The organism is Pseudomonas taiwanensis DSM 21245 (assembly GCF_000425785.1).
Classification (GTDB): domain Bacteria; phylum Pseudomonadota; class Gammaproteobacteria; order Pseudomonadales; family Pseudomonadaceae; genus Aquipseudomonas; species Aquipseudomonas taiwanensis.
On sequence record NZ_AUEC01000021.1, the window covers coordinates 106,359 to 129,444 of the forward strand.

Annotated in this window: 20 protein-coding genes and 1 pseudogene; 14 read left to right on the top strand and 7 right to left on the bottom strand. The window is 51.8% G+C overall.

What is annotated here, in order from left to right; all coding sequences use genetic code 11:
- Positions 1-34 precede the first annotated feature (34 nt).
- Entirely contained in the window at positions 35-1,237 is a 1,203-nt protein-coding gene (locus H620_RS0110130; RefSeq protein WP_027907280.1) for an aminotransferase class I/II-fold pyridoxal phosphate-dependent enzyme, read from the bottom strand.
- 114 nt (positions 1,238-1,351) lie between these two features.
- Here H620_RS0110130 and H620_RS0110135 point away from each other — a divergent pair, with 114 nt between their 5' ends.
- Positions 1,352-2,278, top strand: coding sequence for a LysR family transcriptional regulator (locus H620_RS0110135; protein ID WP_027907281.1), 927 nt, complete (start codon positions 1,352-1,354; stop codon positions 2,276-2,278).
- Here H620_RS0110135 and H620_RS25710 read toward each other — a convergent pair.
- Positions 2,262-3,503 carry an MFS transporter gene (locus H620_RS25710; protein WP_049818761.1) on the bottom strand — a complete coding sequence of 414 codons (1,242 nt, stop codon included), beginning with the start codon at positions 3,501-3,503 and terminating at the stop codon, positions 2,262-2,264. The two genes, H620_RS0110135 and H620_RS25710, sit on opposite strands and share 17 nt — an antisense overlap.
- A 753-nt stretch (positions 3,504-4,256) precedes the next feature.
- On the opposite strand from H620_RS25710, the gene H620_RS0110145 reads away from it, so the two are divergent.
- The 9 genes from H620_RS0110145 to H620_RS0110185 all read left to right on the top strand — a co-directional run bounded on the left by H620_RS0110145 (position 4,257) and on the right by H620_RS0110185 (position 13,181).
- A complete protein-coding gene (locus H620_RS0110145; protein ID WP_027907282.1) occupies positions 4,257-5,063 on the top strand; it encodes a transporter substrate-binding domain-containing protein in 807 nt (268 codons plus the stop codon).
- A gap of 146 nt (positions 5,064-5,209) precedes the next feature.
- Complete coding sequence (locus tag H620_RS0110150; RefSeq protein WP_027907283.1) at positions 5,210-6,553, top strand: OprD family outer membrane porin; 1,344 nt, start codon at positions 5,210-5,212, stop codon at positions 6,551-6,553.
- Between the two features lie 114 nt (positions 6,554-6,667).
- Entirely contained in the window at positions 6,668-7,600 is a 933-nt protein-coding gene (locus H620_RS0110155; RefSeq protein WP_027907284.1) for an SMP-30/gluconolactonase/LRE family protein, read from the top strand.
- Between the two features lie 79 nt (positions 7,601-7,679).
- Positions 7,680-8,627: a LysR substrate-binding domain-containing protein gene (locus tag H620_RS25715; protein ID WP_049818762.1), complete on the top strand. Its 948-nt coding sequence runs from the start codon at positions 7,680-7,682 to the stop codon at positions 8,625-8,627.
- Positions 8,628-8,795: 168 nt separating this feature from the next.
- Positions 8,796-9,626: a transporter substrate-binding domain-containing protein gene (locus H620_RS0110165; protein WP_027907285.1), complete on the top strand. Its 831-nt coding sequence runs from the start codon at positions 8,796-8,798 to the stop codon at positions 9,624-9,626.
- A 52-nt stretch (positions 9,627-9,678) separates the two neighbouring features.
- Entirely contained in the window at positions 9,679-10,329 is a 651-nt protein-coding gene (pxpB, locus tag H620_RS0110170) for a 5-oxoprolinase subunit PxpB (RefSeq protein ID WP_027907286.1), read from the top strand.
- Positions 10,326-11,318, top strand: a complete 993-nt coding sequence (locus H620_RS25720) for a 5-oxoprolinase subunit C family protein (protein WP_049818765.1) — start codon at positions 10,326-10,328, stop codon at positions 11,316-11,318. Before pxpB ends, H620_RS25720 begins: the two co-directional genes overlap by 4 nt.
- Positions 11,308-12,072 (top strand): LamB/YcsF family protein, encoded by a 765-nt coding sequence (locus H620_RS26390; protein WP_081669673.1) that lies wholly within the window; start codon positions 11,308-11,310, stop codon positions 12,070-12,072. The genes H620_RS25720 and H620_RS26390 overlap by 11 nt, the downstream gene beginning before the upstream one ends.
- 167 nt (positions 12,073-12,239) lie before the next feature.
- Positions 12,240-13,181, top strand: a complete 942-nt coding sequence (locus H620_RS0110185; protein WP_027907288.1) for a LysR family transcriptional regulator — start codon at positions 12,240-12,242, stop codon at positions 13,179-13,181.
- 17 nt (positions 13,182-13,198) lie between these two features.
- On the opposite strand, the gene H620_RS26940 is transcribed toward H620_RS0110185, so the two are convergent.
- The 3 genes from H620_RS26940 to H620_RS26400 all read right to left on the bottom strand — a co-directional run bounded on the left by H620_RS26940 (position 13,199) and on the right by H620_RS26400 (position 14,158).
- Positions 13,199-13,390, bottom strand: a complete 192-nt coding sequence (locus H620_RS26940) for a hypothetical protein (RefSeq protein WP_155950778.1) — start codon at positions 13,388-13,390, stop codon at positions 13,199-13,201.
- Positions 13,387-13,617, bottom strand: coding sequence for a hypothetical protein (locus H620_RS0110190; RefSeq protein ID WP_027907289.1), 231 nt, complete (start codon positions 13,615-13,617; stop codon positions 13,387-13,389). Before H620_RS0110190 ends, H620_RS26940 begins: the two co-directional genes overlap by 4 nt.
- A gap of 136 nt (positions 13,618-13,753) precedes the next feature.
- Entirely contained in the window at positions 13,754-14,158 is a 405-nt protein-coding gene (locus H620_RS26400; protein ID WP_081669675.1) for an acetyl-CoA carboxylase biotin carboxyl carrier protein, read from the bottom strand.
- Between the two features lie 955 nt (positions 14,159-15,113).
- On the opposite strand from H620_RS26400, the gene H620_RS26405 reads away from it, so the two are divergent.
- Positions 15,114-16,070, top strand: a complete 957-nt coding sequence (locus H620_RS26405; RefSeq protein WP_081669676.1) for a GlxA family transcriptional regulator — start codon at positions 15,114-15,116, stop codon at positions 16,068-16,070.
- A 43-nt stretch (positions 16,071-16,113) separates the two neighbouring features.
- Here the strand turns inward: H620_RS26405 and H620_RS0110210 are convergent, their stop codons facing one another.
- Positions 16,114-17,736 (bottom strand): methyl-accepting chemotaxis protein, encoded by a 1,623-nt coding sequence (locus H620_RS0110210; RefSeq protein WP_027907291.1) that lies wholly within the window; start codon positions 17,734-17,736, stop codon positions 16,114-16,116.
- A gap of 1,111 nt (positions 17,737-18,847) precedes the next feature.
- On the opposite strand from H620_RS0110210, the gene H620_RS0110215 reads away from it, so the two are divergent.
- From H620_RS0110215 to H620_RS25725, 3 genes are read left to right on the top strand one after another with little or no spacing between them, the layout of a single operon-like run.
- Positions 18,848-20,161, top strand: coding sequence for an MFS transporter (locus H620_RS0110215; RefSeq protein WP_027907292.1), 1,314 nt, complete (start codon positions 18,848-18,850; stop codon positions 20,159-20,161).
- Between the two features lie 10 nt (positions 20,162-20,171).
- The gene (locus tag H620_RS0110220) at positions 20,172-21,167 is read left to right on the top strand and encodes an amidohydrolase family protein (RefSeq protein ID WP_027907293.1); all 996 of its coding nucleotides are present in this window, start codon (positions 20,172-20,174) and stop codon (positions 21,165-21,167) included.
- Positions 21,168-21,222: 55 nt separating this feature from the next.
- Positions 21,223-22,002 (top strand): IclR family transcriptional regulator, encoded by a 780-nt coding sequence (locus H620_RS25725; RefSeq protein ID WP_049818767.1) that lies wholly within the window; start codon positions 21,223-21,225, stop codon positions 22,000-22,002.
- Between the two features lie 798 nt (positions 22,003-22,800).
- Here H620_RS25725 and H620_RS26415 read toward each other — a convergent pair.
- Positions 22,801-23,086, bottom strand: a pseudogene (locus H620_RS26415) (transposase); the annotation flags it as partial.

The window sequence follows — 23,086 nt, forward strand, 5'->3', positions numbered from 1 at the left end:
TTGTTTTATTTAATTATTCTGGCCAGCGGAAATCTCACACCAGCTTGCTGCATGCTTCCTTGATCTGCTTACAGCCTTCCTCAATGATCTCAGTCGAAGTAGCGAACGACAGTCGCAGATACGGAGAAAGCCCGTATGCTCCGCCGTCTAGGACTGCGACATTGGCCTCCTCGAGTAGGTAGTTACGAACATCAGTATCAGTCTCCAGGATCTCGCCCGACGGGGTTCGTTTGCCGATCAGTCCACCGCAGTTCGGGTAGGCGTAGAAGGCACCCTCTACCTGGGTGCAGGTTAGACCTGGAACTTCGTTGAGCATTTTGACGACCAGGTCGCGGCGAGCACCGAACACTCGAGCGGCCTCGTCGACGAAAGGCTTGGAATTGGTCAGCGCCTCGATGGCTGCAGCCTGGCTGATAGAGCACGCGCCGCCGATGCTTTGCGACATGAACTTGTCCATTGCCTTGGTCAAGCTCTGCGGGCCGCCGGCGTAGCCGATACGCCAGCCAGTCATGGCATAAGCCTTAGAGACACCATTGATGATCAGCGTGCGATCACGAAGTTCCGGATACAGGTTAGTGATCGCTACTTGGGAAACACCACCGTAGTTGAAGTGCTCATAGATCTCATCAGTCAACAGCCAGACGTGGTTATGACGTACCAGTACCTCGCCGAGCGCTTTGATTTCTGCCTCGCTGTAGACAGCGCCACTTGGGTTATTTGGCGTGTTCAGCACCAGCCATTTAGTACGCGGGGTAATCGCCGCCTCGAGCTGCTCCGCGGTGAGCTTGAACCCCTGGGTATCCGGGCATTCGACTACCACCGGCACACCGCCGTTGAGCTTAACGATGTCCGGGTACGACACCCAGTAAGGTGCTGGAACAATAACTTCGTCACCGTCGTCCACGGTGCAGGTGAAGGCTGTGAAGATCAGTTGCTTCGCTCCCGACCCAACAACGATCTCTGCCGGATCGAAGTCAAGTCCATTCTCGGACTTGAACTTATTGATGACTGCCAGCTTCATCGGCCGAGTACCAGTGGTCGGTGTATAGCGAGTTTCGCCGCGCAAGGCCGCCGCAAACGCAGCTTCGCTGATATTGCTTGCCGTCACGAAATCCGGTTCACCGACGCAGAAGTCAAGGATTCTTTTGCCCTGAGCTTCAAGCTCAGTCACGCGGGCTTTAGCACTGACGCTTGCAGATGGAGAAAAACGGTTTAGACGTTCAGACAGCGGATACATGACCTTCGACCTTTTTGTGTGCGAGTCACTGGAGCTTAAGGTCCGTCGAGTTGGACAAAAAGCGAATTTTTCACCTAGAATAAAATCGCAAAATACGATGAAAGGTTTTTCACTATGATTACTCTCAAGCAGATCGAAGCGCTCTACTGGGTAGCCCGCCTAGGTAGCTTTGAAGCCGCGGCCGATTACCTGAATACAACCCAATCCGCCATATCCAAGCGTATTCAAGACCTCGAGGCCCGGTATGGCCAAGCCCTCCTCGATCGAACTCGCCGCAGCTCCCAGCTCACTCCGCTCGGCGAAGAGGTGGTGGAACTCACCACCAAGCTGCTCGGCCAGCGAGACGCCATCGTTCAGCAGCTAGAGCGGCCCGAAACGCTCAAACGCAAATTGCGTCTTGGTGTTACCGAGCTCACCGCCTTGACCTGGCTGCCGATCATGGTAAGCGCCCTGCGTGAGCGATACCCTCAAGTTGAAATCATCCCCGAGGTCGATCTCAGCCCGAATCTTCTTGAACGCTTAAGTAGCAATACAATTGATCTCATCATTATTCCCGACATTTTCCCTGACAACCGATTTGAATCTGAACTTCTAAGCGACGTCGAAAATGCCTGGATGGGCTCACCTACCCTGATTGGGGACAAGCAGATCCAATCCCTTGAAGAACTGGCCGATTTGCCCTTGATTGTCCAAGGCACTACTTCTGGCATGGGAGTGGCGTATGGACAATGGTTCAAACAGCTTGGCCTTCACATTAACAAACCAATCATCTGTAGCAACCTGTTAGCACAGATCGGTCTGGCGGTATCTGGCCTAGGCGTCTCCTACCTGCCGCTACATTACCTAGGCGCACTTTTGGACAGCGGAACGCTCGTTCGCCTCGATGTCCAACCACTTCTACCACGCATCAAATACCGAGCACTGCATCGTAATGATGCCAATGATCTCTTTATGCAGGATCTTTTGGCCATCGCCAAAAAAACTTGTGACTTCGGCTCGTACGTAACTCAGCCACAACCCGTCATCATGACTCGCTCATAGACGACTGCTTGGCTCGAGCGAACTGGAAATAAAGCCCGATCGCCAATATGGCAAGTATTGATCCTTCAACGCCGAAAGTAACCTTCGCACCGTAGTAGCTGGCCAACCAACCAGCCACTAACCCACCAACAGCCTCGAACCCTGAGCGTAACGATATATACAATGAAACGACACGCCCCCGCATGTGATCGGGCGAATAAGTCTGCAATAAAATATTGGAACTCACATTCGTGCAACTGATGCCAAATCCCATCATGCATAATGCTAAAAGGCTGAGGTTAAATTCAGAAAAGCTACTAAGCAGTAACATGCCACCGCAGCTGACGATCAATGCCGCCGCAATGATACGTTTCAAGTGGGTAGTATTACTCAGGGCTGACAAGAGAATCGTAGCTGCCAATGCGCCAAAACCCGCTGCCCCCCACAGCCCGCCTAGCGTTTTCGAATCACCATCCAGCATGTCTTTGGTGACAATAGGCAAAAGCACTGCATAACTGGCTGCCGTAACATTAATTACAACAACCGAGAGCATTAGCACTCGAATAATCGGCGTTGAAAACGAGTAACTTAGCCCTTCCTTGAAAGCGTTCAGCAGCGAGGACTGCACAGCCGGCTGTGGCCGACCTGGAATCAGCACTATGGCGATCAGCGGCGCAATGAATGCCAATGAGTTCAACGCGAAGCATGCCGCCTCTCCAGTCAAGGCTACAAGCAACCCAGCAAAAGGGGGACCGATGAAACGCGAGGCGTTGAATAACATGGCATTCAAAGCTAGACCATTAGGGATGTCATCCTTATGACCGATAAAGCCCGAGATCATGGCCTGCCTTAATGGGTTCTCAATAGCGTTGAGCACACCGAGCAACAGCGACATCAATATGATCACGATAGGCGTAACCAGCTCTAGCGCTGTGAGCACTGCCAGGGTCAACGCTTGAATCGCTAGTAATGCCAGCACCACAATCAAAAGAGAACGCTTGTTGACCTTATCGGCCCAAGCACCAGCGGCTGGACCGACTATAAGCTGGGGCGCCAACGAACAGAACGTAGCGATACCAAGCAACGTCGCAGAAGACGTCAGGTGATAAACCAACCACGAAAGGCCCACCTGCTGGATCCATTTGCCTAGGTGCGAAAACGCCTGCCCAAAGAAATAGAACCGGAACTCACGGTGGCGCAGTGCACGGATCGGTGTGGGCCACGAGCTGATACTGGTAGATTGCAAATCATATTCCTATCGCAGCAATGCTGCTTGACAACCGCAGATTCACGCCAGCCCCAAGCTGGGCTCAGGTCACGCCTCGACGCATGGCTGCAGCCAAAGAGCTTGTTCGCATCGGAGCTTGATTAGGCTATCCCTAAAATGAGAAGAGGAGCTTCCCTGCGGTCACTAACGATAACGAAGGCCGACGCTTGGATTTTCATGGAGCATGGAATGCATCAATAGGACCAATCATAACCGCGTTATGAAAAATTAAGCAACGCTTGACCGCCCCCTCCTCCCGACTGCCAGCTCAGCCGGACTGGGGAAATCCTGCTGCACCGCCGCTGAGCGGCCTGGACGAACTCGTATCATCAGCCCCTGAATAGCTTCCTAGAGCCTGGGATACCTATCCACCCTACGTAAAACGACAGAAATTGACCTGGCGAGCCAGAGTGAATCTCGTTCTCAACTGTTCGATAAGGCTCGAATGCGCAAAAAGCTCAAGGCGTCTTAGGGGCAGGCTGCGGAAAAAATACGATGAATAGAATGGAAAAAAACTCGCTTTTCTTCATTTCAGATGGCTCATAGGCTGCCTCCATCGATGCGACGACAATGCGGACTCCCCCGCAATTTTAGGCGTTCGATAGGCTGTAAGGACACTGAGCTCGACCACTCCTAATCGCTAAAAAATATAGAGTCGGGCCGCATGGAGCGAATAACAGAATGCAATACAAATTTTATAAAAACTGCCCTATCTGTTAACGAGAGACACTCATGAAAAAGATTCCTTTGATCGCTCTGACATTTGGCTTGATATCCTGTCATGCAATGGCTGACGCACTGCAAGACATTAAAGATCGAGGCACGCTGCGATGCGCAACGCTCACAGACAGCGTGCCCTTGGGCTATCAAGATCCGAAAACTCGAGAAATTGTTGGCCTTGACGTAGATCTGTGCAAGAGTTTGGCCAAGCATCTCGGAGTAACTTTAGAACATCAAGGGATCGCAGTAAGTGCCCGAATCCCAACGCTGATTGCCGGTCGCGCCGATGTCGTAGCCGCCGCCCTTGGATACACTAAGGATCGGGCAACCCAAATCGACTTTACTGCTGCGTATTACCAAACCCCCATCAAGATCCTCGTCAAAGATAGCAGTGGAATCAAGTCTTTTGCAGATCTGGCAGGCAAGCGAGTCAGCTCTGTAAAAAGTTCAACTCCAGAATTGTATGCTCGACAACAACTCACCGACTCAAAAGTTGTCGGCTTTGAAGATGCGCCTGCGGCTTTTGTAGCACTGGAGCAAGGAAAAGTGCAGGGGCTGGCTATGTCCGAACCTGCGGCAATCCGATTCCACGCGCGTACTTCCGGCATGCATTTCCTTGATCAAAACCTGCATTTCGAGCCCAACTGCCTGGGGGTCAAGAAGGGTGAAACTTCCCTGCTGGCCGCTCTGGACGGCGCTCTCCAAGACATGGAAAAAAGTGGTGAACTTCAGTCCATCTGGGACAAATGGTATGGCGATCACACTGAGTACAAAATGATCCGTCAAAAGAAACTGACCCAGATCGCAGACTTCGAATAAAGTTATCTCCCCGCCACCACTTGATCGAGCTCCAGCGATCGCTGTAGCTTGTATCACCGAGCACTGACAACTTTCAGCCACAATACGCGGCTAACCAAATAGTGCCGGCTATAAGAAATGTAACAGGAGCATCAATGAAACTTTCGATTTCAGCGTCGACTGCACTGATGGGCTTTGGCGTATCTGTACTCCTATCGAATAATGCACATGCTGACTTTCTCAAAGACAGTAAGTCAGTCATTAGTTCACGTACCCTTTACTTTGATAGCAACGCCCGTGAACAGGATGCCGATCAAAGGCAGACAGTGACCGGCCTTAGGCTTGACTTTATTTCCGGTTACACCAATGGCCCCGTTGGGTTCGGCTTGGATCTGCAAGCTGTCGGAGCAGCAACGCTGGGTGGCGGCACGGACAACCATTCGGCCAGCACCGTGAACACCGTCTCCCCAGTCACAACCGACGGCACCCCCGTTGATGCATGGTCCAGTCTGCGAGGGGCGGCGAAAATGCGCATCTCCAAAACAGAAGTCAAGGTGGGCAACAGTTTGCAACCGCAAGTCCCAGTCCTGATGTCCAACGATGGGCGCGTGCTGCCTGCCGCTTACAACGGCACCCTTTTCACCTCGAACGAATTCGATTCGGTGACCCTCAACGCCGGTCGCCTGGACCGCGAGATCGGCCGCGCCTCCAGCAACTGGGCAGGTATCGCAGCGAACGGCGGTACACGCGGTGCGGACGCATTTTGGTATGGCGGCGCGGACTGGCGGATTAACAAGAATCTGCTGGTGCAGTATTACTACGCAAACCTCCAAGATTACTACAAGCAGAACTTCCTGGGACTGGTGCACACATACCCGATTGCCTCTAACCAATCACTCAAAACCGACTTGCGTTTCTTCAATAGCCGGTCGGATGGTCGCAACGGCCAAACCGGCTACCTGTTCAATAATAATAGTGGCTACGCGAAGAACCCAGGCGAAGTCGACAACAACACTTGGTCGGCCATGTTCACCTATGCATTGGGTGCTCATTCATTCCTGCTCGGTCATCAACAGGTCAGTGACGACGGCGGCATGGCATCCGTCAACAATGGCAGCGTCCGAGACGGCCGCGGCCGGCCCGAAGGCGAAGGCGGTTCCAGCTACTACCTGTTCACAGACTCAATGATCAACGCATTTGTAAGAGCCGGCGAGAACACGTCCTTTGGGCAGTATGCCTACGACTTTGCTGGCTTGGGCGTCCCCGGATTGAAAGCATCCGTGACTTATCTGCACGGTGACTCGATCAAGGACGCTACCGGTAACGGCAAGACCTACAAGGAGTGGGAGCGTGATTATCGCCTCGATTACACCATTCAGTCTGGCCCAGCCAAAAACCTTAATTTCTCGCTGCGCCGCGCGAACTACCGGACCGGCGTCCCCGATGCACAAGGCGGTTATGACGTCGACCAAACCCGCTTCTTCGTGAACTACTCGTACACCTTCAACTAGACCTCATCGTCGCGAGCTCGACTCCGTCCACTTTCAGCCGGTGTCGAGCCTCGCTGTTGCAGCTCGTCTAGTACAACTGCACCTTTCCAAGACCAGACGGCAAACGGACACATCATGAGCTTTTACTCGCCACCCGCCCCCATCTCAACGGATCTATTCACCAGTCTGCCGCGGGAGTTCTGGAAGAATGGCGACTCAGATTGGGTTCGAGCCAACAAGCCTGGCAAGAAGGTGACTTCCTTCTTGGAGGGCCCATCTTTTGATCGAGACGGTAATCTGTATGTGACCGACATCCCCTATGGACGAATTTTCAGGATCAACCCAGACGGTGAGTGGTCCTTAGTGGTCGAATATGATGGATGGCCCAATGGCTTGAAGATCCACAAAGATGGCAGGTTGTTTGTAGCAGATTATAAGTACGGCATCTTGGTGATCGACCCTATCAACGGGAAAGTTGAGCCCTTCCTAACGCATCGCAAAAGTGAAGCTTTCAAAGGGGTCAATGACCTGTTTTTTGATATGTCCGGCAATCTGTTTTTCACCGACCAAGGACAGACAGGGATGCATGACCCTTCAGGTCGTGTCTATCGCTATGATGTCGAGAGGCACCGGCTCGAGTGCCTAGTAGATAACTGCCCTAGCCCGAATGGCCTGGTGATGGACCTGAGTGAGAACAACCTTTTCGTGGCCATGACCCGTGGCAATGCAATCTGGAGGATGCCCATTCAGAAAGACGGCACGACCAGCAAAGTAGGCATATTCACCGCCATGGCGGGCGGCGCATCAGGCGCAGACGGCTTGGCCTTGGACGAACGCGGGAATCTCTATGCATGTGATGCCGGAAATGGCTGTGTTTGGGTTTTCGACCGCGACGCCGTACCACTCTATCGCATAGCATCCTGTACGCCAGGGCGGACAGTGACCAACTTGGCGTTTGGTGGCCCTAACAATAACTTGCTCTTCATCGTTGAGTCTGCAACGGGCCACATCGTTAAGGCCAAAGCGCCTTACCCAGGCAAGTTCATGTTCTCGCATGTAGCAGGCTAATCCCTCTCCAGATCCAGCCCCTCTCTTGCGAGCGGCTCCGCAGCCACACGGAAGACAGGGTCAACGAATGAGGTGAGGCATGATCTCGACTCGACCACTGAACCTTCGGCGGCTGATGTACTTCGTGAAAAGCGTTGAGATTGGCAGCCTCACACAGGCAGCGGAGGTTCTCTACATTGCTCAACCAGCTTTGAGCCAACAGTTGGCCGTGCTCGAGAGCGAACTGAAGCAGACGCTGTTGATTCGTACAAAACGCGGTGTAGCCCCCACCCCGGCCGGAGCCGCCCTCTATAGGCATGCGCTGCTGATCATTCGGCAGTGCGAGCAAGCCCAATCGGAGGTCCACTCGGTTGCCGGGGACATCTCAGGCAAAGTTCGCATCGCTCTGGCCCAAAGCTCGATGGCCGAGCTATTAGCAATGCCATTACTACATCAGATACGCGACCGACATCCTGGCATTGTTTTGGACCTGAACCAGAACTCAGGATTGCGCCAAAGTGAGTTGGTCATGAGCGGCCGTATTGACTTGGCGATTCTGGGCACAAGCCTGTATACCGCCGGCATACCATATGGCATTCGTTTCACCCCGGTCTTTGAAGAACCGCTGTACTACCTCTCGGCGCGAAGGGATATACCCGAAGGTCCGATCAAACTTGCTGACATCCTTGATGACTACTACATCCTGGCAAACACAGAGCACTTCTTGCGACGCATTGTCGAGGATGCGTTTCAACGCATGAACAGGCAACCGAAGGTGGTTGCCGAAATCTGCAAAACATCGACACTAGGAGAAGCCATCGCTTCCGGCCTCGGCTCATCTGTCCTCCCCCGCTCCGTAGCCATGCATTTACGCTCTGAGATGCCCAGCATCAGCTGTCATCCCATCGAGGCTCCTGTTATCGCACATCTAGCCTTGTGCGAAGCAGAACGCATCCAGCCAACCCAAGCAGTGCAGGCCGCCCGTCAAGTGCTGTTGGAGGTTCTCGAACGACACGTCCACACGATGCGGGATCACCATAAGCAATAATTATATCTGCATAGGCCCGTGATATTTCTTTGCAACGCCTAAACTGTGTATTCTGGAAATGTAGCCAGATAGTAAAACCCAAAAACTTACTGACTCTGCATCCGGCTGCATCACCTTTTTACGTCTGCCCTACAAAAACTCACAACCCATAGCGAGGCGGATTTAGATATGCGTACATTATTTATTGGTTTGAGTGCAGCCGCAAGCCTTGCATCAATGAGCGTTCAAGCGGATCAACTTGCAGACATCCAGAGCCGTAAGTTTCTGACCTGTGCGGTCCAGTCGAGCACTCCGCCTTTCGGATTCATTGATCCGCAAACCCGTAACCCCAGTGGTCACGATGTCGACCTTTGCCGTGCCATCGCTGAAAAAATTGGCGTAAAAGCCATAATTAAACCGGTAGCCACTGAAGCTCGAGTTGCTGAGCTTATCTCCGGCAAAGTGGATTTAGCTGTCGCAAACCTGGCGTATACCAGTGTGAGGGCCAAGCAGATCCAATTCAGCCATGCTTACTATATCACCAGCGAAGTTATCGTAACGCCTGAAGAGCGCAAACACCTCACCATTGCAGACTTCAGAGGGCTGAAGCTGGCGACGCCAACAGGCTCCACTTCAGAAAGTGCGGCCAAGAGCAACTCAATATCAACGATCGCGTTTCACGATACTGCGTCCTCCTACCTATCCGTGATGCAGAATAAAGCAGCAGGTTTCGTAACTTCAAACATTACGGCCAAATACTACGTCCATAAATCTCAGGATTCAGATAAGAAACTGGCCATCATCAAACAACCGCTGGCAATAGAGCCAATCGGCGTAGGCATTCGCAAAGACCAACCACAGCTTACCGACGAGGTGAATAAAGCTCTCATCGCCTTGGAAGATGAGGGCACCCTAACATCCATCTGGAATCATTGGGTCGGGCCCACAACCTATTATGGCCTTGAACGCAAAGACAAAGTTACTCCATTAGAAGACATTGCCATCAACCCTGACATTTAGTCCTCATAGCAGCCCTCGCATGTTCACGGGGGGCGTCGGAGACACATGATTCATGACCTTCACTCCAAGACTTAGCCTCTTAGGTGAGTCAGCTCTACTGCTGGAAGTTCCCGGCCCTATGTCTCTGGAAACTCAAAGAAAGATCTGGGGATTGCACGATATTGCTGTCGACTGGCCTGGTATTCGAGAAGTCCTGCAAGGGATGAACAACCTGTTGTTTGTTCATGATCCGCTCACCTTTGACTTTCTTGCGTTTAGCGAACGGGTCACTCGAGCGTGGACAAATCACGACATCAGGCATCGACAACACCATTGCATAAAGGAAATGCCAGTTTCCTACGGCGGCCCGGACCTTCTCTACGTTGCTGAGCGCACTGGTTTGTCCCCTGTAGAGGTGGCGGAACTCCACGCCAGCGCAACCTACACGGTTTTCGCTCTCGGCAGTTCCCCCGGTTTCGCCTATCTCGCCGGCATCCCCGAGCAGCTCATCATTCCAAGGCGCAAAGAGCCATTACTAGACGCGCCAGCCCTATCCGTAATGATCGCAGGAGAACAGACCGGGGTCCGTGCTGCTGCTGGACCGACAGGCTGGTATTCGATAGGCGTCCCCCTGACGCCAGTGTTTGATGTCCATCAAACCCCACCCTCGTACTTTTTGCCTGGCGACACTGTCCGCTTTGTAATCGATAAGGTAACCACATGATCCAGATCCAGCGCGCAGCGCCCTTGGCAACAGTCCAAGACTTGGGGCGCAGTGGATATCGCCAGTATGGCGTCGGCCAAGCAGGTGCAATGGACCCTGTCGCAATCCAGCTCGGCAATGCCCTGGTCGGTAATGAAGCGGGGGCAGCAGCCATCGAACTGTGCATGGCCCCTTTGACGATCAAGTTTCAACAGACCGCAAGTTTCTGCCTCACCGGCGCGCATGTTGCCGCACAACTGAATGACACTTTCATCCTCCCGTGGACCTGTTACTGCGCAACGGCTGGGCAGATATTGGACCTGTCAGCCATAGCGCACGGAGCGCGATCCTACCTCTGCATTTCGGGAGGCATCGACGTGCCGTCCGTACTTGGGTCCAGAAGCACGCAGAACCGAGGTTCGCTTGGCGGTTTTGAAGGTCGCTATTTGCGTGAGGGCGATCAACTCCAGATTGGCTTATGCACCGACAGTCAAAATGCACCCTTCGGTATTCGCCCGCCAAGGGAGTATCTGACTGATATGGCCGCATGCCCGGTTCATGTAGTGGCAGCTGGGGATGCAGAGCTCTTCACCGACGAAAGCGTCTGGCGGTTTTACCAATCGTCCTGGACGATCTCTAACCAGAGTAACAGGATGGGTTTTCGTCTCAACGGCGATCCACTGATTTTCAAGCAGCCAGTCGAAATGAAATCCCATGGAATCATTCCGGGTGTGATTCAAGTTCCACCAAATGGCTTGCCGGTTGTACAAATGGCCGACGCCAATGTTACCGGCGGCTACCCTAAGATTGGCGCTGTGATAAGGGCCGACCTTTGGCGCCTGGCTCAGATGCCCATCGGTACCAAGATCCGCTTCGCACCAATCGACTACACCGACGCCCTCGAAATGGAGCGTGCGCTGCAAGAGCGAATCTCTAGTACTCAAAAGAACATCGAATTCGCCCGGCGCTACATATCCCGAACTCAGCCAGGACATACCCATGCAAATTGACTTGAACTGCGATATGGGGGAAGGCTTTGGGCCATACTCAATGGGCGACGATGAAGGACTGCTGCGTATCGTTTCCTCCGCAAACATCGCTTGTGGTTTCCATGCCGGCGATCCTTTGATCATGACGCGCACCGTCGCACTAGCAGCTAAAAATGGGGTCGATATTGGGGCCCATCCCGGCTTCCATGACCTTAGGCATTTTGGACGTCGACAACTGCCGCTTGAACCATCCGAACTGCGGAGTGAGCTGCTCTACCAACTGGGCGCCCTCTCGGCGATCACCAGGGATGCAGGGCATAAGCTTACCCATCTGAGCTTCCATGGTGCGCTCGGCAATAGACTTTTCCGAGACGAAGAGCTCGCCGACATTCTTGTCAAGACTGTCCACAGGTTTGATTCAGAACTGATATTTCCTGTAGTGCCCAACGGCGCAGTTGCCCGTGCAGCTATGCGATACGGCATGCGAACACATAACAAATTTTTCTCTGATAGGGCTTACTGTGATGACGGCATGCTAGTCCCTCGAGGCAATCCCGGGGCAACGATCAAAGATCCCGAGGAGGCGGCACGACGGGTAACGCAGCTACTAGACTCTGGCACCGTGACAACGATCACAGGTAACTCTATACGGATCAACGCTTCGGTCATCATGGTGCACGGCGATGGCCCGAACGCAGTCGAAATTGCACAAAAGCTTCGCGTTCTTATTGAGAATGGTGGCGGTGTAATCACCCCATTGTCTGCCATGCGCTAGAAACCACTGTAAAGCCGCCAGCGCAAGGCTGGCGGCATTTCAAGCTATATCTGCCTCGGCTTGAAGCAACTGCATGCTAGGATTGAGCGACGCCTAAAGGGCACATTGTCCAACCTGAGCCGACCTAGCGATGTTCTCGTTAACATCGCGGACTCGAGGAGTAGCCGTTGATCACATTCAAACAAATCGAAGCCGTCTATTGGGTCGCTCGTCTCGGCAGTTTCGAGGCAGCTGCCGACTTTCTCAACACGACACAATCTGCAGTCTCCAAACGTGTGCAGGATCTGGAGTCCCGCTACGGCCAACCCTTGTTTGACCGCAGCCGGCGCAGTTCTCAACTGACCCCCCTGGGCGAGCAGATTGTCAGTCTGGCGCTGCCCTTACTCGATCAGCGCGATGCGATTCTGCAACGCTTAGAAAGCCCGGCAACCTTACGGCGGAAGCTGCGTCTAGGCGTGACCGAGTTGACCGCCCTTACCTGGCTACCCGATTTGGTTCGAGGAATAAAGGCGACCTACCCACTTGTGGAGATCATTCCTGTAGTCGACCTCAGTGTGACATTGCACGACCGTCTGCAAAGCAACTCCATTGATCTGATCATTGTGCCCGACATTTTTGACGACAATCGCTACACGACGCAGCCGTTGGGAAAAGTGGAAAATGTTTGGATGTGTGCGCCAAGTCTGGCAGGAGATCAGAAGCATTTTACCTTGGATGAACTCACCGGACGCATGCTAATCGTTCAGGGCGTGCTTTCGGGGATGGGCAAGGCTTACGGACAGTGGTTCAAGGCACAGGGCGCGGACCTATCACGTTCCATAGTCTGCAGCAATCTACTAGCGCAAATCGGTCTCGCGGTGTCGGGCTTGGCAACCGCGTACCTGCCAAAACACTGCCTTGGCGCCCTGCAGGATAGAAGGCTTCTGGTTGCCTTGGAGGTCACGCCGCCATTACCCAGAGTTCAGTACGTGGCCATTCACCGTAGTCCGGCGACGGACATTTTCATGGAGGGGATCGTCCACATCGCACAGCAGTCCTGCGACTTCACAAAATTCATCATTCAGGACACGCTCGACGAAGTTGAGCCTAATGCCGGTGGCGCGCCCTGAATTCTTAATGTAAACAATCAACTTAAAACTTCGCCGTCCTTTGCTTGTATAGCAAGCAGTGGCGTCCCATATTCGACCAATTGGCCATCCTTCACCAAGTAGCCTTGCGCCACCCCACATGCCCCTGAAACGACAGGTAGCGATAATTCACCCACCTCAATGATTCCGATTGGATCGCCAACCACCACCAACCGCTCATCAGCGATCATAGGGTCGGCACCCCACGGGGTCGCCGGTAAAAATGCCCACAGAATGATGAGGCCACAATCTCTACTGTCGGGGGAGCGATGGCCAGTGCTGGTGGGAGCTCAACAGAAGATAAAGTGTGCACCGCACGATGCATCCGTACTTCAACGGTGCTGCCGGTGAGGTTCAGCTCGGAGAGTTCGGCCTCCCTCATCCAATCAGCCAGCTGGCGCAGCTCTTCAATTTGCATATATCAGCTCCTTCCTTACTTGAGCTTCAGCCAAGCTTCCAGGTGATGGATATCAACGGCGCCATTCTTGAATGTACCATCCTCGAGAATCTGCAGGTGCAGCGGCAAGTTGGTAGAAACACCTTCGACATGAAACTTAGCGTGCGCGGTCAACGATGCCACCCTTCTCCGCTCGCACCGTATGGAACATCTTCATCGCTTCAATGATGCATAGTGCCTGGCCTGCCTGAACTTCACTTCCCAGGGTCACGAATTCAGGCTCTTCGGGTGAAGGTGTCAGATGCAAAACACCGAATAGCGGTGAGCGAACTTCTCGCGCCAGCGGCCCAGCGCCGGGATTTTCTTGGACACGTCGCACAGCTTCTCGACTAGATGACGGTTCTTGCGCAGATGAATGTGGCTCGGCGTGGTCACACACGGCGAGCGCCGAGCGGACGTATCGCTTCAGGTGAAGTGTGCTTCCCCCTTCACTGAACGAAAGATCGGTCAGATCGGATGCCTTGACCAGGTCGATGAAATCTTTAATACGTTGCGGATCCATTCAGTTGCCCTATACGCATGGGTTGCGGATATGGGCAACTGTATCTGGAAGGTTTTGGCTCGCGCCAAGAGCGATTCTATGTAGAACCATAAGATATACTTATGGACACAGTAGAATCGATAGTTTCCTAACCTCTCCGCCCCCGAATCCAGCAGAGAGGCACAGGCTCAGTGCATTTTTGAAGAGACTCGCTCGAACACTACATAGCCATTGCCCGGCATGCACGAGATTAACGCCAACTTCATCACATGAGAGTCGTCGGCCTTACTCAAATCGTTCCAACTCCCAATATAATGAAAGCTTATGACCCCAATCAGGCAATTGCATTTTGGAGGTAAGATCGATATCTTCATGCGACAGGGGATGGACAAACTGAAAGAGCTTTCGATATAGACGACCAGAGAAGAAGTCGCGAATGAATTCCCACAAAGTAAATTAAGCTTGAGATCCGTGCCAGCAATTGGTGCACGGAGTTAACGAACGCCCCAATTTACAGCCGATATTGGCGAGCACGCTCAATGTTGAAAAAAATTGGACATCGAGAGGTTAGAACCTCGGCAATGTCCCCAACAGGGCATAGCCAGGCCACTAAGCGATGAAAGGTGATAAGCAATGGATAGATAGAACAAGGTTCTACTTCAACAAATATCTGTTAGCAGATCTAATCATACGCCGCCATTCAGAAGAACTAACCTTCCCATCAAGCGCCAGCATTGATGCAATACGTATCGCCTCAGCATACTGTTCCTCAGATAGGCACCGCGAATTCAGATAAACTTTGCGCCACTGTCGAATTGCTTGGTTTTTCCTTTTCACATCATGTCTCGCATTCGACAACTCGTATAAGGCCTTGCAGCACCCATGAAAGCGTATGCTTGATTCACGTATGACTATATTTCACACTACCTTGCCAGAGTAGTGTGAATCGTGATTTTTTTTAGGTAAAATAGGCAGCATGCATACTACAATACTAGTTACAGATCTATGCTCATTCACTTCAGCGCATTTAGCCCTAGATTTCCTAGAAGCAGCTAACCTTATAGCAAGCCAGACCACACGCAAATTCACCATAACTATAGCGTCTCTAAACGGCAAACCAGTATATAACTCTAGTGGACGAGAATTAAAAACTGATGCAGCACTAAATGACATAAAACATACTGATATTGTACTCATTCCAGGCTATGTTTTCAGTCTAACTGAAGCACAGCCCAGCTTTAATCAATATAGCGAATGGTTGAAAACGCAGCATGCGCAAGGCGCATTTCTGGCATCTATGTGTACATCTGCTTTCATGCTCGCAGAAGCAGGCCTGCTTAATGAAATTGAGGCCACAACTCACTGGGCATTTTTATCAAAACTGAAGAGAAATTATCCCGGGGTATGCATTAACGAAGGGCGCATGGTTTACGAACACAATCGAATTGCCACTTCCGCAGGCGCAAATGCCTCAGTAGATTTATTACTACATATAGTAAGAAAGTTTATGTCCTTAGAAGTCGCCTTGCGCTGCAGTGAGTATTTTTACGCTCACCCGCCAAAAGCTCAACAATCTGAACACCCTTTTTGGACTCTACCAAAACAGCATGGTGACCGCGCAATACTGCAAATACAAGATTGGATGGAAGCTAATCTAGCTCGGAAAATAGTTATTGCAGAAATTTGCCAGAAATTTGGATTTGGCGAAAGAAATTTCAAACGCAGATTCTTGGATGCAACAGGCTTCCCTCCCCTCTCCTATCTTCAACTACTTCGAATTGAAGAAGCCAAACGACTATTGGAAATGACAGAAGCGAGTATAGATGCAATAATTAATAAAATTGGCTATGAAGACAGCAACTCCTTCCGCCGCCTGTTCGTGCAACGGGTAGGATTGTCGCCGGCAAAATATCGAAAAAAATTCCGCCAATAACCCTAACGTCACCGCCCAATAAGGCGGTGACGTTAAAAGCTAACTAAATATTAAACCTTCTTACTATGCCGTTTAGATCGACAGCTAAACGTGAAAGCTCTTGGCTGGCAGAGCTCGTTTGATCCGCCCCCGCAGACGTTTGCAGAGAAAGATCTTTAATATTTAGCAAGTTACGATCCACTTCACGCGCGACGTTTGCTTGCTCTTCAGACGCGCTGGCTATCACAAGATTCCGCTCGTTTATCGACGAAATAGCCTGCGCTATTTCATCGAGTGCAGCCCCAGCAGCACGTGCGACCTCTAAAGTATGATCCACACGATCCCGACTTGACCGCATCGAAGCGACAGCAGTTGTTGCACCCTCCTGAATCGTATTAATCATTTGTTCAATTTCTTGTGTAGACTGTTGTGTACGGTGCGCTAACGCTCGAACTTCATCTGCAACGACAGCAAAGCCCCTCCCTTGCTCTCCCGCTCGAGCTGCTTCAATTGCCGCATTCAATGCCAGGAGATTCGTCTGCTCTGCGATGGCGCGAATTACCGACAAAACTTGACCGATGTCACGAACATTATTGGCGAGTTCCTCTACTTTAACCGAAGTTCCGCCCATTTCTCCTACAAGCTGGACAATAGACGTTACCGTATGTTCTACCCGATCTCGTCCGCTCCGCGCTGTTTGATTAGCCTTGACCGAAGCGTCTGAAGTTGATAAGGCATTATTTGCTACCTCCTCAACGGCACTTGTCATTTCATTAACAGCAGTAGCGGCCAGCTCGATTTCTGCGTTCTGTTGATGCAATCCTCTAGTCGAATCTTCGGTTACTGCATGAAGCTCTTCAGAAGCAGAAGCGAGTTGGGTCGATGAATTAGCGATATGCTCGATAGTTTCACGCAAATTACTCCGCATATCTGACAGCGACTTAAGCAATTGCGCAGGCTCGTCGCACCCTTGAATATCAAAGCTATAGGTCAGATCTCCAGAGGCAACAATTTTCGATGCTTCGATCGCTTGAGAGAGAGGCACCGTTATGGTTCGTGTAAATGTCAATGCCAAAACCAATGTAAGTACTATTGCAATGCCAACCATACCTAGAATGAACTGAACAGCGTTAGCGAATGTCTGATCACTTGCTATAGATGAGGCATTTGCGGACTTACTATTAAATTCTGCCAATTTCATTAGGGCGTCAGCTAAAATTTCCGCGTTGGTCCCAAGTCTCTCTTCTATTATCTCCCTAGCCGCACCTATCTTTCCGGATTGAACTAACGAGATAGCTTTCTCCGAATCCTCCAAGTAGTTATCTTTAGCTATTTTGTAAGAGTGAAAAAGCTTCTCCTCTTCTGGGGAGGCAATCATCTCCTTATACATCAACTCGGAATTCGCAAGTGCACTTACTGCCCTGTTCAAACTTTCAAGAGTGCTGTTTCGGTATGTACCTTCTACCACCGCGTATCGTAAGGTCATCGAGCGCACCCTCGAACTTGCCGCGGTCATATCATTAACCGCCATGATTGCAGGCAACCATTTTCCGTCGATTTCTTCACTTCGATCATCCATTTTATTCATCTGATAGAGGGCTACAGCACCTAGAACTAGAAGAAGCCCCGCCAGCAATGAAAAAGACAGCGCAGACCTTCGACCGACACCCAAGTTTCTCAACCACATATTACCCACCCCTATCGATTAGTATGTTGCATTGTTCTGACAGGCCGAAGTAAAGCATGCCGCCGTCACTTTCATCTTCGCCTTTAGCCCCCTGCGATATGACACAAACATAACCAACTTTCGACTATGCTTGACCAGATCAACGCACACTCACAAGGACAGACAGCATATTTATATCTTCAATGATACTGGCATTCTTTCAGGAACGAATACCAAACGAAACACTTTAATGAGTTTTTATTTGACTCCATTATAAATGGTGCGCGAAGCTGCTTCTAGTGCACACCTGCATCTTTAAGGCCATAATCACATGCGGAAAATGACTTTTTTTTAGCCAATCGTGAAATGTGGTTAACGCGTCTACACATGACCAAGACTATGCCCTTCGCAAAATTGGCTTTCCCGACCAAATCGCTAGGTGCCGTCGAATCATAAATAAGTGAACGCTCACAAAGCGACTTGAAAATTTTTAACCACTTACACTACCTTAATTGCAGGCTCAACAATGCAATAACATTTAGATTTACGTCTATCTCACTAGGCCACTGGCTTGAATTAATAATATTTCTAGTAAGAAATACGGGTATCTAGTCATTTATTACTTAGGCATGACCGCCACTAACCTACGGCACCTCCTACCATGAACCGGAGCATATTTTGTGTATTCAATGTCAGACGCCTGACAAAATGCGAAGTTTCTGCCCCAACAACGCTTGAACGGATTGATAGTTTCCGTAGGACTGTACAAAACCCAGAAACCAGGTACCGCCTGTCAAACGCTGAGATTTTTTGAGTCACCGCCATCGATGCCCCCTAGGCCGCGCCGTCTTGGTCTGACGCCTAAAAAACCACTTACTCAGCGATGTCTACAAGGCACAAATACACTTCCTCCACTCCTGGCGGGTCAAGCGGGTGACATCAGCTGCGCCCAGCGCATGTGTTGAACGGCTCCCATCTCCGTGCGTCAGGACGGAACCCTCCCTCCAGTTACCCCTAGCTGAACACTGCTCATTTCACTTGCAAAGTTAAAAGCTACGATCCTAGTATTTGTAACGCATGACGATATTGTGTATCGCCAGACGTTACAAATACAAGCAAGGCGGAGAATTGGATGAAGAAGCTGGGATGGTATTCAGAGCTTAATAGCCGGGAGCGGCGGACCTATTGGGCGTGCTTCGGTGGGCTAGCACTTGACTCGATGGACTCGACAATTTTTGCGCTGGTGATGCCGGTTTTGATCGTCACCTTAGGTATCACCCAAGGTGAAGCGGGCATTCTTGGATCGGTTGCTTTAGTTGGCAGCGCGATCGGTGGATGGGGTGCCGGAATGCTGGCTGACCGCTACGGGCGCGTACGCCTGTTGCAAACTACAGTGCTGTGGGTCGCATTCTCCACGCTGATGGCCGGTGCTTGCTCCGAGTTCTGGCAATTCTTCATCGTTCGAGCACTGCAAGGGATCGGCTACGGGGGTGAAGCAGCGGTCGGTGCCGTACTGATCAGTGAAACGGTAGTGCCCAGACTTCGTGGCCGAGTCGCCGCATCGGTACAGAGTGGCTATGCAGTGGGATATGGCGTATCGGTAATGGCGATGCCGCTAATCTTCGCCTTAGCGCCCGAACACCTGGCATGGCGCTTTTTCTTCGCGATCGGCGTGCTGCCTGCGCTATTCGTCTGGATCATTCGTCGCTTGGTGGTCGAATCCGATGTATTCCAGGAATCGCGAAAGACCGTCTCCGTAAGGCAGGACGCACCCGACTTCAGGGCCATTTTCCGTGGTCCCCTGTTAAGCGTGACCGTGACCAGCACGCTGCTCGCCAGCGGTGTCCTGGGCGGTGCGTATGTCATGATCACCTGGTTACCGACCTATCTTCGAATGTCGCTTGGCTTGCCCATGACATCCACTGCCGGGTATCTCGCCGTAAACATTCTAGGCTCTCTGGCAGGCCCCTTCATCTATGGCCTGCTTAGCGACCGCGTAGGTCGTGGAAAATGCTTTATGTTGTTTCTGCTTCTGCAAGCGATAAATGTGTCCGTCTACATTTTCTACCCACTAAACCCTTCCGTGACGCTGACTCTTGGATTCCTGTTGGGGCTGCTACAAGCCGGTTTGGCGTCGGGGTTGACGCCTACATTTGCCGAGCTCTATCCAACAGCCATCAGAGCCAGCGGAGCAGGCTTCTGCACAAGCTTCGGTCGTGGGATTGGGTCAATCGTCCCAGCCCTGGTCGGAATTCTGTCCACCAGCATGCCGTTAGGTTCGGCCATGGGCTTATGCGCCATCTGCGCCTACGCCGTAGGTTTCATTGCCGCTTCGATCTTGCCAGATGCAACGGGGGTCGACATGGCGAGCCAGGCCAACGCTAACGATCTGGGAACAGGCACAAAAAGCAATCCAAATTCCGCCTCCGAACAACCAAACCACTAAGGGGTATTACATGATCATTGATATCCATGCGCATTACACTCAGGCTCCCTCGAAGCTGGATGCTTACCGCGGCCAGCAGATTACCCGACGTAACCGGCCAACTAAGGGAAAGTTGAGCTTTAGCGATGAGGAGGTCACAGCGTCTCTGTTACCAAATATTCGCCAGATGCGTGAACGCGGCATCGATCACTTGATGTTTTCACCACGCGCTTCGGGGATGGGCCACGACTTCGGGGATGAGCTGATCAGCCGTTACTGGACTGAAGTGAACAATGACCTGATTGCCCAAGTGTGTGGCTTGTTTCCAGAGCAATTCTCACCTGTGTGCCAGCTACCCCAGACACCAGGCGTCAGCCCCGTAAACTGCCTCGAAGAACTGGAACGCTGCGTCAACGAGCTGGGATTTGTTGGCTGCAACATCAACCCGGATGTATCGGGCAGTGTAGAACCTTTCACGCCCGGATTAGGCAGCGAGTGGTGGTACCCGCTGTGGGAGAAGATGGTCGAGTTGGACGTACCAGGTATGATCCACGCCAGTTCTACCCTCAACCCGGCGCTTGATGTCAATGGCTGCCATTACGTGAACATGGACACCGCAGCAGTAGTTGAACTGTGTCGCTCCCGCGTGTTTCAGGACTTCCCCACCCTGAAGCTGATCATCCCTCACGGAGGTGGTTCGGTTCCTTATCAGTTCAGCCGGCACAGGGCGTTGAACATTAATTGGGGTGCGCTCCCATTCGAAGAACAGATACGCCACCTGTATTTCGATCTAGCCATCTATGATCAAGACTCCATGGAAATGCTGATTCGTCGCGTGGGCGCAGATCGAGTGCTCTATTCAAGCGAGATGTTCGGCACGGCTAAGTGCTGCAACGTCCATACTGGCAAGCCTTTCGATGACACCTTGGCGCTGGTACGTGGCATCGACTGGCTTAGCGACCAAGATCGGGATCTGATCCTGGGTGGCAATGCCAAGCGTGTGTTTAGCAGAGTGGAAATTGGGTGACGTAGCTTCTGGGTGGTTGCATACTGTGCGGCCACTTTCTAGTTGAAGAGTACGTATGAGCGAAGATACGGTTCGAGCTGTGGCGCGCGCCCTCTCGATACTTCAAACCTTCAAAAGTGACGACAAGGCCCTCACCCTTTCGGAAATCGCTCGACGGGCAGAACTGAACAAGATGACTGCTATGCGTCTGCTCGCGACCCTCGAGCAGGCGCGGTTCGTTGATCGCCTTCCTTCAGGCGGCTATCGGCTCGGTGGCGCCGTAATCGGTCTTGCACATGTGTATAACTCAGCGCTGAACCTGGAAGAATACGTACAACCCAGCCTTGAACGACTTGCTTTCCAAAGCGGGGAGAGTGCTGCGTTTTATAGGCGGGAAGCCGACCATCGGGTATGCCTATTCCGAGTAGACTCGCAGCATCGCGTTCGGGCTCAAACCCAGGTTGGCGACCGGGTTCCGCTGCCTCGCGGTGCCTTTGGCAGGGTTCTAACCCGCTACGAGGACGACACCGTAACTGAATCTGCCGGCGTCATCATCACCTTCGCTGATAACGATCCGGATCTGGCTACGGTAGCGGCTCCCGTTTTTGGCCACGGACCGAGACTCTTGGGCGCAATCGGAGTGTCAGTCCCGATCTACCGAGCCTCAGCTGATGGCATTCAGAAACTTGTCACAAATGTCATTGAGGAAGCGATTGTACTTACAAATCAATTAGGGGGGGATTCAAAAATTCTCAGACGTAACCACCTCGATGGCTTTGTCTTCATTCGCTGCGGCGTAGAGATGCAAGGTGATTTGAGGACACTGGTGGGAACACAGGGCATGCTGGAGCACTAGTTCTAATTACTTGGCCAGCTAGAAACGCAAAGTGATTGGAAGCTTTTGTTGCGTGCCAAAGGCAAGCCATCAGTGTAATGATGAAACAATAGTACTTGTACAATCATCCAATTTTAAGCGATAGTTGTTTACATTTTCTCAAACAGGCAAGCTGCCTGCTAATGAGGCGTTGCAACCAATTACACTAAGACGGTCACCAGCCCAATCTTGGCGTGGTCTCACCACCACTGCCTTTTTTTCCTTAACTGCCCGCATAAAATCATCACAATCGGTATACGTCCAAGATTTTTCATCAGATACGAATGCCGCCTACGTTCGGTTTGATCGTTTTCTACATACCATAAACTGCGAAGTAGTTGAGCTTTGCAAAATTATAGAGGTAGAAAGATGCGCGTTCAGAACGTATCCCAGAGTAGTCAAACTCAAGGGCATGTTTTTCGGTATTGCTATCGTACCGTCCTCAAGGCTATCGACGAACGCTTCGACGTACGCGGCTCTACTTTGGCAGAGCTGGTGAGGTCGTGCTTAGAGAATCGAGGTAGGCTCTCGCCTTCACAGCGTGCCTATTACAATCGTCACGTGCAGCAAGAGGCGCTGGCGTTCCTCGAGTTTTTTACAGAACGCTTATTGTTCGGCCCAGATGGCAGGCTTTCGCCCCATGAGTACCGTTACTTGGTGAAACTCTCATCAAACTCGGATGAAGCCTAGCTCCAATATTCAGCGAAATAAGTGAGACCGTTTCTTATAGAGCAATTTACCGAGACGACGAACAAGGACCTGGAGTCTAGGCTCTGTCTGAAAAAGCCGTCGCATACACCGCATGACACAAGCCAGCGAGACCATTGCGGCATAACTTTTTGCGAGCTTGTCGAAGCGCGTGACGAGTCGGCGGTTCTCTTTTAGCCAGCCGAACATGCGTTCGATGATGTTGCGCTGTCGATATTTTGGGCGGTCAAACAGTCTTGGCAAGCCGGGTTTGGGCTTGCGTTTCATTGAGCGCAGCGGAATGACCGGCTGCATCCGATATCGATCGCAGTAACGGCGCAAGGCCTCGGCGTCGTAGCCTTTGTCAGCCAGCAACCAT